This is a genomic window from Streptomyces sp. NPDC057137 (assembly GCF_042670825.1).
In the GTDB taxonomy this organism is placed as follows: Bacteria; Actinomycetota; Actinomycetes; order Streptomycetales; family Streptomycetaceae; genus Streptomyces.
The window spans coordinates 17,861-31,050 of sequence record NZ_JBHUUW010000010.1 but is presented as its reverse complement, the minus strand read 5'-3'; the positions used below and the strand labels follow the sequence as shown (position 1 = coordinate 31,050).

The 13,190-nt window shown below is 69.7% G+C and carries 12 protein-coding genes and 1 pseudogene; 6 read left to right on the top strand and 7 right to left on the bottom strand.

Features of this window, described 5'->3' with window-relative positions; translation table 11 throughout:
- Positions 1-20: 20 nt before the first annotated feature.
- Positions 21-515: a TetR/AcrR family transcriptional regulator gene (locus tag ACFT9I_RS11155; RefSeq protein WP_382563227.1), complete on the top strand. Its 495-nt coding sequence runs from the start codon at positions 21-23 to the stop codon at positions 513-515.
- An 88-nt stretch (positions 516-603) separates the two neighbouring features.
- On the opposite strand, the gene ACFT9I_RS11150 is transcribed toward ACFT9I_RS11155, so the two are convergent.
- From ACFT9I_RS11150 to ACFT9I_RS11140, 3 genes are all read right to left on the bottom strand, one after another.
- Positions 604-2,463: an ABC transporter ATP-binding protein gene (locus tag ACFT9I_RS11150; RefSeq protein WP_382562956.1), complete on the bottom strand. Its 1,860-nt coding sequence runs from the start codon at positions 2,461-2,463 to the stop codon at positions 604-606.
- A complete protein-coding gene (locus ACFT9I_RS11145; RefSeq protein WP_382563224.1) occupies positions 2,460-4,199 on the bottom strand; it encodes an ABC transporter ATP-binding protein in 1,740 nt (579 codons plus the stop codon). The genes ACFT9I_RS11150 and ACFT9I_RS11145 overlap by 4 nt, the downstream gene beginning before the upstream one ends.
- Positions 4,200-4,382: 183 nt before the next feature.
- On the bottom strand, positions 4,383-5,246 hold the full coding sequence (locus ACFT9I_RS11140; RefSeq protein ID WP_382562955.1) for a prolyl oligopeptidase family serine peptidase: 864 nt from the start codon (positions 5,244-5,246) through the stop codon (positions 4,383-4,385).
- A gap of 52 nt (positions 5,247-5,298) precedes the next feature.
- Between ACFT9I_RS11140 and ACFT9I_RS11135 the strand changes: the two genes are divergently transcribed.
- The 3 genes from ACFT9I_RS11135 to ACFT9I_RS11125 all read left to right on the top strand — a co-directional run bounded on the left by ACFT9I_RS11135 (position 5,299) and on the right by ACFT9I_RS11125 (position 7,951).
- A complete protein-coding gene (locus ACFT9I_RS11135; RefSeq protein WP_382562953.1) occupies positions 5,299-5,574 on the top strand; it encodes a hypothetical protein in 276 nt (91 codons plus the stop codon).
- 359 nt (positions 5,575-5,933) lie between these two features.
- Positions 5,934-7,244, top strand: coding sequence for an MFS transporter (locus ACFT9I_RS11130; protein WP_382562951.1), 1,311 nt, complete (start codon positions 5,934-5,936; stop codon positions 7,242-7,244).
- A gap of 32 nt (positions 7,245-7,276) precedes the next feature.
- On the top strand, positions 7,277-7,951 hold the full coding sequence (locus ACFT9I_RS11125) for a TetR/AcrR family transcriptional regulator (RefSeq protein ID WP_382562949.1): 675 nt from the start codon (positions 7,277-7,279) through the stop codon (positions 7,949-7,951).
- Positions 7,952-7,982: 31 nt separating this feature from the next.
- Here the strand turns inward: ACFT9I_RS11125 and ACFT9I_RS11120 are convergent, their stop codons facing one another.
- From ACFT9I_RS11120 to ACFT9I_RS11110, 3 genes are read right to left on the bottom strand one after another with little or no spacing between them, the layout of a single operon-like run.
- The gene (locus ACFT9I_RS11120; protein ID WP_382562947.1) at positions 7,983-8,708 is read right to left on the bottom strand and encodes an FAD:protein FMN transferase; all 726 of its coding nucleotides are present in this window, start codon (positions 8,706-8,708) and stop codon (positions 7,983-7,985) included.
- 1 nt (position 8,709) lies between these two features.
- Complete coding sequence (locus ACFT9I_RS11115) at positions 8,710-9,129, bottom strand: FMN-binding protein (RefSeq protein WP_382562945.1); 420 nt, start codon at positions 9,127-9,129, stop codon at positions 8,710-8,712.
- A gap of 52 nt (positions 9,130-9,181) precedes the next feature.
- Positions 9,182-10,519, bottom strand: a complete 1,338-nt coding sequence (locus tag ACFT9I_RS11110; RefSeq protein WP_382562943.1) for a ferric reductase-like transmembrane domain-containing protein — start codon at positions 10,517-10,519, stop codon at positions 9,182-9,184.
- A gap of 152 nt (positions 10,520-10,671) precedes the next feature.
- Between ACFT9I_RS11110 and ACFT9I_RS11105 the strand changes: the two genes are divergently transcribed.
- Both ACFT9I_RS11105 and ACFT9I_RS11100 read left to right on the top strand, forming a co-directional pair.
- Complete coding sequence (locus tag ACFT9I_RS11105) at positions 10,672-11,370, top strand: response regulator transcription factor (protein WP_382562942.1); 699 nt, start codon at positions 10,672-10,674, stop codon at positions 11,368-11,370.
- A gap of 41 nt (positions 11,371-11,411) precedes the next feature.
- Positions 11,412-12,836 carry a sensor histidine kinase gene (locus tag ACFT9I_RS11100; RefSeq protein WP_382563222.1) on the top strand — a complete coding sequence of 475 codons (1,425 nt, stop codon included), beginning with the start codon at positions 11,412-11,414 and terminating at the stop codon, positions 12,834-12,836.
- A gap of 46 nt (positions 12,837-12,882) precedes the next feature.
- Here the strand turns inward: ACFT9I_RS11100 and ACFT9I_RS11095 are convergent.
- A pseudogene (locus ACFT9I_RS11095) lies at positions 12,883-13,160 on the bottom strand (transposase family protein); the annotation flags it as partial.
- Positions 13,161-13,190: the final 30 nt, after the last annotated feature.

Here is a 13,190-nt window from a genome sequence, read left to right as displayed (position 1 = left end):
CCGGGGTGCTGGACTCCGCCATGGTCACGTTCGCGCGATTCGGTTACCGCAAGACCTCGATGGACGAGGTGGCCCGCGCGGCACGCATCTCCCGCCCCGGGCTCTACTTCCTCTTCTCCTCGAAGGAGACCCTGTTCCGTGCCGCGGTCACCCGCACCCTGGAGCACGACATCACCGCGGTCGAACGCCTCCTGGCCGACACCGGCCGCCCCCTCCCGGAGCGCCTCGTCGCGGCCTTCGACCAGTGGGCCGGCCGCTACGTCGGCCCGCTGACGCGGGATGTGGCGGTGGTCATCGAGGACAACCCCGACCTCCTCGGAGAGATCGTCGAAACCACCCCGCGACGTTTCGAGGAACTGATCACGCAAGCGATCGCCGTCGAGTCCGGCCGAGAGGCGGCCCCTCCGGTCGCACAGACGATGATCAGCGCGTCGATCGGCCTCAAACATCAGTCGGTGTCACGGGAGTTGTACCTCGAACGGCTGAAGGTCGCCATCGACCTCCTGCTGCGCTGAGGACGCGCGTCGCGTTTTTTCAGCGGCAGGCGTCGCGTTCTCTCAGCGGTGCGTGTCGCGTTCTCTCAGCGGTGCGTGTCGCGTTCTTTCAGCGGTGCGTGTCATTCGAAGAGGACGTCGGATCCTCGGGCGCCGTGGGCTGCTTGGACCACCAGGTCCGGTGCAGGTCCGTGAACCGGCCCTGACGCGCGAGGAGTTCGGCGGGCGGGCCGTCTTCCACCAGGTGTCCGTCGTCCATCACCAGTACCCGGTCCGCGATCTGGACGGTCGACAGGCGGTGGGCGATGACCAGGGCTGTTCGGTCGCGGAGCACGGTGCGCATCGCGTGGTGCACGGTTCGTTCGGTGGGGATGTCGAGGGATGAGGTCGCCTCGTCGAGGATCACGACGGCCGGTTCGGCGAGCAGGGCGCGGGTCAGGGCGATGAGTTGCCGCTGGCCCGCCGAGAGCCGGGTGCCGCGTGCGCGGACGTCGGTGTCGTAGCCGTCCGGCAGCGCGGCGATGGTGTCGTGTGCCCCGATGTCCCGCGCCGCGCGGGCGATGGCCTCGGCATCGGCTTCGGGGCGACCAATGGTGATGTTCTCGGCCACCGAGCCGGAGAAGAGGAACGCGTCCTGCGGGACCATGGCCACGGTCCGGCGCAGCTCCGGCGTGGACAGCCGGCGCAGGTCCTCCCCGTCGATGAGGATCCGGCCGTCCAGGGGGTCGTGGAAGCGGGCCAGGAGCTTGGCCAGGGTGGACTTGCCGGCGCCGGTCGGGCCGACCACGGCGACGGTCTGACCGGCGGGTATGTGGAGGGTGAAGCCGGACAGCGCCTCCCCTCCGGTGGCGTACGCGAAGCTCACGTTCTCGAAGGTCACCGAGCGCCCTCGGCTGTGGGCCGCCGGCGGGAGGGGCCTCGGGGCGGCTGGTTCGGGGACGGTGGGCCGCTGGGCGAGCAGGGCGGCGATCTTCTCCAGGGAAGCGGACGCCGACTGGTAGGCGTCGGCGACCCCGCCGAGCTTGAGGGGGTTGTCGTAGAGCTGCCGCAGGTAGAGGACGGCCGCGGCGAACACGCCCAACTCCAGTCCGCCGGAGACGACCCGGGAGGCACCCCACATCACCAGGACGGCGACGGCGATGTTGGCGACCAGCCGTGACGAGGTGACGTAGCGGGCCATCTCCAGGCCGGCTTCGGCGTTCGTACGCCGGTGCTCCCCGTTGAGGACGGCGAACGCGGCCGAGTTGGCGGCTTCTCGCCGGAACGCCTGGACGGTACGGATGGCGCCCAGGGTCTCGGCGAGTCTCGCGATGACGAAGGCGATCGCGCTCGATCTGCTGCGGTAGACACGTATCGAACGGCGCCGGAAGGACCGCATGGTCCAGGCGAGCGGTCCCATGACGAGCAGCGCCGCCACCCCAAGTGGCCGGTCGAGGTACAGCAGCGCGGTCGTGATGTAGGCCGTGGACACGGCGGCGGTGACGCTCGCCGCCAGTCCCTCGTCGAGCAGTCCGCGCAGCGCCTCGACGTCAGTGGTGAGCCGGGAGGTGAGGCGGCCGGAGGGGTAGCGCTCGTGGAAGTCCAGGCTCAGTCTCTGGGCGTGCCCGAACACGCGGACCCGGAGGTCGAGCAGCACGTCCTGGCCGATGCGGGCGGACACCGCGACGAAGGCGTACTGGAGGGCGCCGGAGGCCAGCGCGCACAGCAGGTAGCCGATCGCGACCGTGGTCATCGGCCCGCGGTCGCCCGTACGCCAGGCCGGTACCGCCCGGTCGATCGTGTACGCCACCAGCAGTGGGCCCGTCAGCGCCGCGCCCCGCTGCAGCAGCACTAGGGCGCCGGCCGGCCAGAGGCGGCGTACGTGCGGGCGCAGCAGGGATACGAGCAGCGCTCGGGCCGCTCCCTCGGGGGCGGGCAGTGCGTCCCTGTCCCACAGGTCGCCGTGGTGCCCGGTGCCCGGTCGGCTCATCGCGCACCGGTCCCGCCGGCCGCGAACGTGCTCATCAGGGAGGCGTACTCGGTGCAGGTGCGCAGGAGGTCGTCGTGGGTGCCGACGGCGGTGATCCGGCCGCCGGACAGCAGCGCGACCCGGTCGGCGAGCAGCACGGTGGACGGCCGGTGTGCGACGACCAGGGCCGTCGTGGTGGCCAGGACCCGTCGCAGCGCCGCCTCGACGAGCGATTCCGTGTGGATGTCCAGCGCGGAGAGCGGATCGTCGAGGACGAGCAGCCGGGGCCGGCCGACGACGGCACGGGCGAGCGCCAGCCGCTGACGCTGCCCGCCGGACAGGCTCATGCCCTGCTCGCCGACGTGGGTGAGCGCACCGTACGGGAGGGCCCGGACGAAGCCGTCCGCCTGAGCGATGGCCAGGGCCCTGGTGAGATCCGCCTCGTCGGCGTCCTCAGCTCCCAGCAGCACGTTCTCGGCGACCGTCGTGGAGAACAGCGGAGGGTCCTCGAAGGCGACGGAGATCTGACGCCGCAGCTCGTCGCGCGTCAGTGCCGTCACGTCCGCCCCGTCGAGGAGGATCCGGCCGCCGGTCGGCTCGTGCAGGCGCGGCACCAAGGTGACGAGGGTGCTCTTGCCGCTGCCGGTGGCGCCCACCAGGGCCACGGTCTCGCCGGGCGCGATCCGCAGGCTTACGCCCCTGAGTACGGGCGGCTCCCCCGGGGACGCGTCCGGATAGCGGAATTCCACGTCATCGAAGACCACCTCGGCCGCGGCCGCCTCGGACCCCTCCCCCGACCTTGCCCACGCCCCCGCTCCTGTTCCGGCCCGGTGGGTCAGGTGCGCCCGCGCGTGGTCGGCGGGGGCGGGCTCGTCCATCACCTCGAAGTAGCGGTCGGCCGCGGTTGCCGCGTCGCTGCTCATCGCGAGCAGCGATCCCGTCGACGTCACCGCAGGGCGCAGTTCCATCGCGATGGCGAGGAAGGCCAGGAGGGTCCCGGGCGACAGCTCGCCGTCAGCCACCTCCACCGCGCCCAGCACCAGCACGGCCCCCAGCGACGCGTCCGGCAGTACCGCGAGCAGTGCCGACAGGGCCGCCAGCAGGCGGGCCTTGGCCAGTTCCGTACCGCGCATCCGCAGCGCCCGTTGCCGGAAGGCCCGAGTCAACCGGTCGTGATGGCCGAAGCTCTTGACGACCCGGAAGCCCAGCACCGACTCCTCCACCATCGTGGTCAGATCGCCGGCCTGCTCCCTCGCCCGGCGCGCCGCGAGCCCGTACCGCGCCTCAAGGAAGGAACACACCGCCAGCAACGGCACCACGGGGGCCAGCAGCACCAGGCCGAGCACCCACCGCTGTGCCAGCAGGAGCACGCAACCGACCAGCAGCGTCACGCCGTTGACCACCAGGAACGGCAGTGCCAGCGCCAGAAAGCCCTGCAACGAACCGAGGTCCGCGGTGCCTCGCGACACGAGCTGGCCCGACGACCAGCGGTCGTGGAACGAGACGGGCAGACGCTGCAGATGATCGTGGAGCCCGCCCCGCATCGATGCCTCAACCGCGGCCAGCGGGCGCGCCGTCAGCCAACGACGTACCCCGAAGATGCCGGCCTCGACCACCCCCAGCAGCAGGAGGACTCCGCCGCCCAGCCACACCCCCGCCACGTGTCCGTCGCTGACCGGGCCGTCCACCAGCCACTTCAAGACCAACGGCACGACCAGGGCCAGGCACGAAGCGACGACCGCCAGCAGCACCGCCATGAACAACCGGCCGCGCACCGGTCGCACGTGTGGCCACAGGCGTAACAGCGAGCGCACCGGAGAGTGTTGTGGGCTGTCTGAAAGCACTGCCACCACCCATGCGAGAGTCGGCAGTGGACTCTAGCGACGGCCGTCACGGCGGTCACATGCTTTTCCGCGCCCCCGCGCCCGCTGCCCCCCCCCTCAGCCCCGAAGTTGCTTGTCCAGGAAGCGAGTGATCGGGCCCATCACCTTCCGGGTGGTCCACTTCTCGCCGGCCTCGGGATCGCCGAGGAACGACAGGTCCCCGTGGTCGGCTCCCTTGACCACGTATCGAGTGCCCTCCACGCGCTTCGCCTTGAGGGCGTCGAGCAGGATCAGTGACTGGCTGGGCGAGATGATGTGGTCGTTGTCGCCGTGGAGCACGATGACGGGTGCCGACGACCGGCCGAGGTACGTGGCGGGGTTGGCCGCCCTGTTCGCGGCGTGGTCCGTCGCGACCGTCCTGGTCGAATTCGGGCCGAAGACATACGCGTTGATGAAGCTGCCGGGCGCCAGGTACGCGGCCTTGGTCTCCGCGTCGAAGTCGTCGCCGATCCTCGACAGGTCACTGGCGCCGAACTCGTCCACGACGGCCTGGACGTCGCTGCTCCGGTCGAGGTTGTCGCCCTGCTCGAACTGGTCCTCGCCGTTGGTCGCGCCGGTCATGGCCGCCAGATAGCCGCCGGCCGACTGACCCCAGACGGCCACCTTGTCCGCGTCGATGCCCAACTCGTCGGCGTGGGCGCGCAGATAGCGGATCGCCGACTTCACATCCGCGACGCCGTCCCTGTACGTGGAGCCGGTTGTCGTGGTGCGGTACTCGATGCTCGCCACGGCGTAGCCCTGCTCGGCCACATAGGTGCGCTGGTCGAGGTTGGCCGCCTTGTCCGCCATGATGAACCCGCCGCCGGTGATGTATACCACCAGGGGCTTCGGGCCTTTCGTCTGCGGTACTTGCAGGTCCAGCTTCAGGTCGCGCCGCTCGCCCCCGGCCGTGGGCGACGCGTACGTGATGTCCTGACGCATCGTCACTTCCGTTCGCCCGCAACGGATTTGGGGGCCGTTCGGGATGATGACCGTGCTGGATCTCGTACTGGTCGGCCTGATCGTCTTCGCGATCGGAATGGCCCCGCCGGGCGGCCCGCCGGGGTCGACGGGAGATCGCGGACAGTCGACCGTGTTCGTCGAGGCCAAGGCCGAGGTCGGGGCCGAGGTCGAGGCCGCGAGCGCCGTCGCTTCGGAGGATGTCGCGGGTCCCACGACCGAACCTGCCGTCGCGCCCACGCCGAGAAGCGCGATCCCCGCGATCGCGCCGAACCTGCCGCGTACAGCCATGCGAGGCCCCTCCCAGTAAGTGGAGAAGACTTCTCCACTTCAGGACCGTAGCACCGCCACGGCCGGAGGACCAGACGGCCGCGAGGCCGGTTCCGGCGGCCCAACAACCCATTCGTTCGGGTCTCTTGACAGGCGATACGGGGCTCCCTTTACTTACCGCACACCAGACGACCAATCGTTCGGTCGGTGTCTCTGGGGCGGTGTTCTCCCGACAACTCGGAGCATGACATCACCGCACCCGAAGGCTCTCGCCGCTGTGCGCGAAAACAGACCGGGAAACCCTCGGCCTTCGCGACGGCGCCCTTTCTTTCCGCGCTCAAGCTTTCCGCGCTCACGTACTAGCTACGGTGGCAAAACTCAGCCTGCCAGGAGACAGCCGTGACCATCGAACGAAGCCCGTCAGATCCGGCCGTACAGAGAAGAATTCGGCCGCTTCGAGTAGCGACAGCAAGTTTCATAGGGACCGCAATAGAGTGGTACGACTACTTCATCTACGGCATGGCCGCGGCGATAGTCTTCGGCCCACTCTTCTTCCCTTCCGTGTCCCCGGCGGCGGGCACCCTGGCGTCCTTCGCCACCTACTCGGTCGGGTTCCTCGCCCGCCCCCTCGGCGGCATCGTCATGGGGCACTTCGGTGACCGGGTCGGCCGCAAATCCATGCTGGTCATCTCCTTGCTGACCATGGGGTTCGCCACCATCGGCATCGGGTTGCTGCCCACGTACGACAGCATCGGCGTCTGGGCGCCGATCCTGCTGGTGACACTGCGTTTCATTCAGGGCATAGGCGTCGGCGGCGAGTGGGGCGGCGCGGTCCTCATGGCCGTCGAACACGCCCCGGAACGCAAGAAGGCCTTCTACGGCAGCTTCCCGCAAATGGGCGTGCCGGGCGGCCTCATCATCGCCAACCTCGTATTCCTGGGTCTGACGACAAACCTCAGCGATGAGGCATTCCTGGACTGGGGATGGCGGGTTCCCTTCCTGGCGAGTGCCGTCATGGTGGTGGCCGGTCTGGTAATTCGGCTGACCATCTCGGAGAGCCAGGAATTCGAGGCCGTCAAGCAGTCGAGCACCGAACACCGTATGCCCTTCATATCCGTGCTCCGCGAGCACTGGCGGGAAGTCATCCTTTCCGCCGGAGCATTCATCGGAATCAACGCGGTGGGCTATATCTTCATGTCCTACCTGCTGTCGTACTCCACCACGGTTCTCGACCTGAGCCGGAACCTGATCCTCACCTTCACCCTCGTCGCCTCCGGGGTCTGGCTCGCCGTCATCCCCTGGGCCTCGGCCCTCTCCGACCGGCAGGGCCGGCGCACGGTCCTCACCGTCGGTTCGATCGGTCTGGTGGTGTGCGCGGCCACGCTGTTCCCGCTCATCGACACCGCCGACTCCGCGCTGATCCTGCTCGCGCTGCTGGGCACCGCCGTGTTCATGGGCATCGTCTACGGACCGATCGCCGCGGTCTTCTCCGAGCTCTACCGGGCCGAGATCCGCTACAGCGGGGCCTCCCTCGGCTACCAGCTGGGGTCCATCCTGGGCGGCGGCATCGCCCCGACCGTCGCCACGGCCCTCTACAACGAGTGGGCCTCCACCACGCCCATCACCCTGTATCTCACCGGAGTCACGCTGCTCAGCCTCGGCTGCGTATGGCTGATCACCCGCGACCGGGGACACCGAGAACCGGCCTGATCAACCTGATCAACAGGACTACTCTGGGCTGTATGACGGAGAGTTCCGAGCAGAGCGCTCCGGTTGAGGGCGGCCGCCCGCTACGGCGGGACGCCGCCCTCAACCGCGAACGCATTCTCCACGCGGCACGCGAGATCTTCGGTCGACAGGGACTGGGGGTCACGCTCGACGACGTGGCCCACCACGCGGGAGTCGGCGTCGGAACCGTCTATCGCCGCTTCCCCACCAAGGAAGCCCTCATCCGTGCGCTGTTCCAGGAAGACCTCCGGATTCGCCAGGAGTCGGCCGAGACCGCCCTCGCCCACCCCGACCCCTGGCAGGGTCTGGTCGGCTTCCTCACGGAGATGACGGCCGACCTCGCCGAGAACCGCGGTCTGCATGAAGTGCTCATGCTGGGCGAGCACACGTCCGAGCCCATCGAGACGGCACGCGGCGGGATGCTGCCGTTCCTCGTAGCCCTGATCAACAGGGCCCAGGAAAGCGGCGATCTCCGTCCGGAGGTGACTCCTTCCGACATCCCTGTCATCCAGCACATGCTGTACGCCGCCGCCCAGTTCACCCGGGGCCGCGAGCCGGACATCTGGCGCCGCTACCTCGAAGTTCTCCTCAACGGCCTCCGCCGGCGCCCCGACAACCCGCCACTGACGACGCCGAGTCTGAGCGACGAGACGGTGGAGCGGGCGATGGGCATCGTCAGGCCCAAGTAGGCGTCAGACGTCAGGTGTCAGACGTCAGGTGTCAGCGAGCGACTGGAAATCCGGGCGTACGGAACACCCGCCGCCCCTCGTCCACCACGAACACCTCGCAGCCGTCCCTCGACGCGGCCCATTCCACGCCCTCCGCGCCCATCGCGAACGCCGCCGTCGCGGTGGCGTCCGCCTCGGTCAGCGTCGCGGCGACGACGGTCAGGCTGAGCAGCCCGGTGACCGGCCGGCCGGTGCGTCCGTCGAGGATGTGATCCCCGCGTTCGTACCGGGCGGAGGTGGCCACCGCGCCTTCCGTGATCTCCAGTACCGCGCACGTCCGGTCGGCGCGTTCGGGGTGGCGCACGCCGATACGCCAGGGCCCGCCGGCCGCGACGACGTCGCCCCCGGCGTTCACGCAGAACCGGGTGGCCCCTGCGGCCGACAGCAGTTCCGCCGCCCTCTGCACCGACCAGCCCTTCACCACCGCGCAGGGGTCGAAGCCGCGTCCGGGCAGGCGGACGTCGAAGGCGCCGCGGGTCGCGATCCGGTAGTGCTCGCACAGGTCGAGGATCTCCGACAGCTCCGGGCTGAGATCGTCGGCCGACACCTCGCCCCGGTCCAGGCCGGACACTTCGCTGCCGGGCTTGAACGGGCTGAATCGCGCGTCGACCTGGCGCAGCCACGCGAAGACCTCGTCCGTGGCGGCCTCCGGCTCGGCGGCCCCGTCGTCGATGCGCACCGAGACGGGGAAGCCCATGACATGGTCGACACGCAGCACGTCAGAGACCCTTCGCGTCGATCGCGGCCTGCAGCGACTCGCGGTACCCGTCGCTGGTGATCGTGGCGCCGGACACCGTGTCGATGTCGGCGCTCTGCGCGGAGAGCGTCTCCTCGATCAGTTCGGGCACGGCGGCCGTGGTCTGCGGGTGGTTGGGCTGGCGCAGCAGGCGTACGGCGCTGATCCTGTCGCCCTCGAAGGTCACCTCGACCTCCACGGGCCCCTTCTCGGTGGTGACGGTGGAGCCGCGGACCACCAGCGGGGCGTCGGCGCCGGATTCCGCGTCCGCCTCGGGCGAGGTGACCGGCGGGGCCGGTATCGGGGGCGCCGCCTCGACGGCCGTACCGAGGGATGGTTCGTAGCGCCACAGCGGGATGACCGCGGCGGCGGTCAGCGCCAGGACGGGCAGTACTCGCTTCATCGTGTTCCCCTTCGATTCCACTGCTGGGCTGTTCGGCCATCCGGCTATCCGGCTATCCGGCGAGGCTGAACCGCTCGGCGTGGATCTGCCGCTTGGGCACGTCGAGTTGGCGCAGCGAGCGCAGCACCGCCGTGGTCATGCCGGGCGGTCCGCACACATAGACGTCCCGGGCGGTGATGTCCGGTACGAGCAGGGCGAGTTCGCGCGGGGCCAGCTTGTCGGGGACGGACGGCCCGGTGATCAGGTGCAGTTGGGCACCCTTGGCATGGGCCAGTTCCGTCAACTCGTCGTACAGGACCGCGTCCTGGTCGGTGGCCACCCGGTAGATGAGCACGACGTGACCGTGCAGCTCCTCCAGGAGGGCGCGGACGGGAGTGATGCCGACGCCTCCGGCGATCAACAGGGTGTCCGGCCGGGTGCGGTGCATCGTGGTGAAGGCACCGTACGGCCCCTCGGCGAACACCCTTGTGCCCACCTGGAGTTGGCGTAGTGCTGCCGTGCCGTCGCCGAGGGTCTTGGCGGTGAGCCTGAGCCGGTTGCCGTCGGGGGCCGCCGAGAGCGAGAAGGGGTTCGCCTGCCACCAGCGGTCCCTGGTCAGGAACCGCCAGAGGAAGAACTGGCCGGCGCGGGCTGGCAGCCGGTCCAGGTCACGGCCGGAGACGTAGATCGAGACGACATGGTCGGACTCGGGCACGACGGCCGTCACCCTCAGCTGGTGGCGCAGGTTGCGCCACAGCGGGAGGACGAAACGGCCGACGAGTACCGAGGCGAGGGCGACGCCCCACAGGGTGTACCAGTACGCCGTGGCGGTGGCCGACGCCGTGAAGGTGGAACCGGCGGCGACCTGGTGGGTGAAGGCCAGCACCACCGCGAGGTAGGTGTAGAAGTGGATGAAGTGCCAGGTCTCATAGGCGAGTCGGCGGCGGGCGTACCGGGCCGAGACGGCGCCGATCGTCATGATCAGGGCCATGGCGACGACGGCGCGCAGCACGCCCTCGACGGTCTCCGCGAGGTCGACCAGTTGGTCGACCGGGCCCATCGACGAGGACTGGGCGTAGCCGAAGACGATGAACACGCCGTGTGCGAGCAGCAGCCACAGGAGGCCGAAGCCGACCCAGCGGTGCCAGGAGGTCAGCCGGTCCATGCCGATGCGGCGGTCGAAGAACGGCAGCCGGGCGACGAGGAGCAGTTGGAAGGCCATCAGCAGGGCGGCGTAGAGCCCGGCCAGGCGCCCGAGCAGGACGAGGGCGTTCGAGGCGAACCCCGCCTGGAGGAAGAACACGGTCACCACGGCCACGTTGACCGCGAGCAGGGCGTACAGACCGGCGCGGGCCACCACTTTCGGGCGGACCGCGGTGGGAGGCGGCTGAACACGTTGGACAGTCGTCACGGGCGGCGACTCCTTGATCGGCGTCTGGTACTCCGAGCCTGCCTGCCGGGAGCTGTCGTTTCCCTGTCGCCGAACTTTCAAGTGCCTGTCGATGTGGGCCCGGCGCCGTCGGCCGGTAGGGCGACGGCACGCGCGTGCAGCACTATGGGTGGGTGGAGAAAGTGCGACTTCTCGTTGTGGACGACGACCCGCCCATCGCCGACCTCGTGGCGACCGTTGCCCGGTACGAGGGTTGGGAGGCGATCACCGCGCACACCGGTGAGGAGGCACTGCTACGGGCGGCGGAGTTCCGGCCGGACATCGTGGTGCTCGACCTGATGCTTCCCGGCCTGGACGGCTTCGGCGTCCTCGACCGGCTGCGGTCGGCCCGGACGATGGTGCCGGTCGTGTTCCTCACCGCGCGTGACGGCGTCGCCGACCGGGTCGCGGGCCTGACCCGGGGCGGTGACGACTACCTGGTCAAGCCGTTCGCGGTGGAGGAGCTGATGGCCCGGCTGCGTACGGTGCTGCGCCGCAGCGCCGGGCCGGGGTTCCAGCGCTCCGTACTGCGCGTGGCGGATCTGACGATGGACGAGGACACCCGCGAGGTACGGCGCGCCGACCGGCTCCTCACACTCACGCCCACCGAGTACGAGGTGCTGCGCTATCTGATGCGCAAGTCGCCGACCGTACTGACCAAGGCGCAGATTCTCGACCATGTGTGGAAGTACGGCTTCGGGGGCCGCTCCAATGTCGTGGAACTGGTCATCAGCCGGCTGCGCCGCAAACTGGACGAGCCGGACGACGGCGGCGTACCGCTGATCCACACCGTGCGGGGCGTCGGATACGTGGTGCGGCAGGTCGCGTCGTGATCCGCCGTCTCGTGCCCCGCCGCCCCGTGATGCGCCGTCTCGTGACCCGCCGTCTGGCGAGCGCCTACCGCGGGCTGCGCCTGGGCACCCGGCTGGCGCTGGGCCTCGGCGCGCTCGCGCTGGTCGTGTTCGCCGTCGTCGGCACGGCGCTGTCGACGTACATGCGGGACTATCTGGAGCACGAGCTGAACAACCAGATGGAGCTGGTCCAGGGCACCCAGGCCAAGGACGCCATGGCACACGGCACGGTGGAGCGGCAGCCGTACTACCGCTGGTACACCGCGGTGTACGAGGTCTCGGACGACCGGGCCGTGTTGCGCAGGCCCAGTGACGTACCGGCCGACGCCGGAAAGCTCTCCGCCGTCGCCGAGATACAGCGCGACTCGGGGGAGGCGGAGGTCTTCCGTACCGCGTACATCGAGGGGCAGGGCGCGTACCGGCTGCGTGCCTGTGAGGTCAGCCCCGGGGTGGTTCTGGTCACCGCGGCGCCCATGGAGAACATCGAGAAGACCATGGACCAGCTGATCACGGTCCAGATCATCGGTTTCTCGCTCGCCCTGGTGGGCCTTGTGGTGCTGGGTCGCTCGCTGCTGCGGCGCGGACTCAAACCGCTCAGCGACATGGCGCGCACGGCCCACGACATCACCTCGCACGACTTCACCGAGTCGGCACGGCTGCCGATGCGCGTCGATTCCGACGACGGCGGTCCGGAGGTCGGGGAGTTGCGCACCGCGTTCAACACCATGCTGGAACACATCGACGACTCGCTCGCCGTGCGCACCGAGGCGGAGCAGCGCCTGCGCCGGTTCGTTGCGGACGCGTCGCACGAGCTGCGTACACCGCTGATGTCGGTACGCGGCTACGCGGACCTGTTCCAGTACGCGGCCGCCAACGAGCCCGCCGAACGGGACCGGCATCTGGCACGTCTGCGCGCCGAGGCGGCCAGGATGGGTCTCCTGCTCGACGACCTGCTGCTGCTCGCCCGCCTCGACGCCGCCGACGTGGAGGCCCCGTTGCGGCTTGAGGAGACGGACCTGGCGGAACTGCTGCACGAGGCCGCGGACGCGTTCCGCACGGGCCGGCCGGAGCATCCGCTGTCCGTGACGGGCGACGGCGAACCGGTACGCATGCGGCTCGACCGCCTCCGTATCCGACAGGTCCTGGACAATCTGCTGACCAACGCGGCCGTGCACACCCCGGCCCGCACGCCGGTGTCGCTGGAGCTGTCCGTCCGCCCGGACGCCGCGGTGGTCCGGATCGCCGACTCCGGTCCCGGGATCCCGGCCCCGGACCAGGAGCGGGTCTTCGACCGCTTCTACCGCGTGGACAAGGCCCGCACGCGCGACCGCGGCGGCAGCGGCCTGGGGCTCGCGGTCGCGCGATCACTGATACAGGCTCACAACGGCACGACCGAGCTGGCGAGCCGCCCGGGTTCGACGGTCTTCACGGTCCGGATCCCCCGCTAAGGGCTGTTCCCCAACTCATCTCCGAGTCGCCTCGGACGTGGTGAGGCATGACGAGTCCGGTGCCGGCGTCGATGACGACCTGATGGTTGGTGGAGTACCAGTAGTTCTTCGACTGCGCCGAGATGGTGCGGTCGTGGGTGGGCCCCAGGGTGCCGTCCACGATCAGCACGGTGTCCTTGCGAACCGTTTGCGGGGCTGGAGCACGAGCGTCGGACCGAGGTGGGCGATGATCCTTTGGGCTGCGGACTTCGAGCTGCCGAACAACAGGGCGATCTGCCGCATCGTCAAGTTCGTCCGCCAGTACGCCGCGACCAGTAGCGCCCGGTGGGGCTATCCAGGAAGAGTCCGACACCG